This window comes from Seonamhaeicola algicola (genome assembly GCF_007997385.1).
Lineage (GTDB): Bacteria > Bacteroidota > Bacteroidia > Flavobacteriales > Flavobacteriaceae > Seonamhaeicola > Seonamhaeicola algicola.
Genome location: NZ_VOSC01000034.1, coordinates 1 through 1,556, shown reverse-complemented (window position 1 = coordinate 1,556; position 1,556 = coordinate 1). Strand labels below are relative to the sequence as shown.

Genomic DNA, 1,556 nt, shown 5'->3' with positions numbered 1-1,556 from the left:
ATTTAATATAAAATTATAATAATTGTAACGAGCAATTATATAACTCATTAAAAAGCAAAAAGTACAATAAGCTAAATAAGGGCGTATGGGGAATGCCTAGGCTCTCAGAGGCGATGAAGGACGTGATAAGCTGCGAAAAGCTGCGGGGATTGGCACATACAATTTGATCCGCAGATATCCGAATGGGGCAACCCACTATATTGAAGATATAGTATCCGAAAGGAGGTGAACCCGGAGAACTGAAACATCTAAGTACCCGGAGGAGAAGAAAACAAAAGTGATTCCGTTAGTAGTGGCGAGCGAACGCGGATTAGCCCAAACCAATATTGTTACGGCAATGTTGGGGTTGTAGGACTACAATATTTGAAACTAAGTTAACTAGAATTGTTTGGAAAGACAAACCGTAGAGAGTGATAGTCTCGTAAAGGTAAGCGAAGTGGAGATAGTAGTATCCTGAGTAGTGCGGGGCACGTGTAACCCTGTGTGAATTTGGCGGGACCATCCGTTAAGGCTAAATACTCCTGAGAGACCGATAGTGAACTAGTACCGTGAGGGAAAGGTGAAAAGAACCCTGAATAAGGGAGTGAAATAGAACCTGAAACCATACGCTTACAAGCGGTCGGAGCCCATTGGGGTGACGGCGTGCCTTTTGCATAATGAGCCTACGAGTTACCGTTGCTAGCAAGGTTAAGCACTTCAGGTGCGGATCCGTAGCGAAAGCGAGTCTGAATAGGGCGCTATAGTTAGTAGTGGTAGACGCGAAACCGTGTGATCTACCCATGGGCAGGTTGAAGCTGTGGTAACACACAGTGGAGGACCGAACCGGTTGACGTTGAAAAGTCTTCGGATGACCTGTGGGTAGGGGTGAAAGGCCAATCAAACTCGGAAATAGCTCGTACTCCCCGAAATGCATTTAGGTGCAGCGTAGTAATAGTTTTATAGAGGTAGAGCTACTGATTGGATGCGGGGGCTTCACCGCCTACCAATTCCTGACAAACTCCGAATGCTATAAAATGTTTTACTGCAGTGAGGGCATGGGTGCTAAGGTCCATGTCCGAGAGGGAAAGAACCCAGACCATCAGCTAAGGTCCCCAAATGTATGTTAAGTTGAATAAACGAGGTGGAATTGCTTAGACAGCTAGGATGTTGGCTTGGAAGCAGCCATTCATTTAAAGAGTGCGTAACAGCTCACTAGTCGAGCGATTCTGCATGGATAATAATCGGGCATAAACATACTACCGAAGCTATGGACGAAAGTGGTAGGGGAGCATTCTAATTGTGTTGAAGGTGTACTGTGAGGTATGCTGGAACGGTTAGAAAAGAAAATGTAGGCATAAGTAACGATAATGCGGGCGAGAAACCCGCACTCCGAAAGACTAAGGTTTCCTCAGCTATGCTAATCAGCTGAGGGTTAGTCGGGACCTAACGCGAACCCGAAAGGGGTAGTGGATGGACAACAGGTTAATATTCCTGTACCTGCTCATATTAAAGTGACGGAGGCGTATATTTGGTGCGTGCTGACGGAATAGCACGTTGAAGCCAGTGGTAACACGGCG

At 46.1% G+C, this 1,556-nt stretch carries 1 rRNA gene; it reads left to right on the top strand.

Annotation, left to right across the window (positions count from 1 at the left end):
* Positions 1-65 precede the first annotated feature (65 nt).
* Positions 66-1,556 (top strand): 23S ribosomal RNA (locus FUA26_RS15615); the annotation flags it as partial.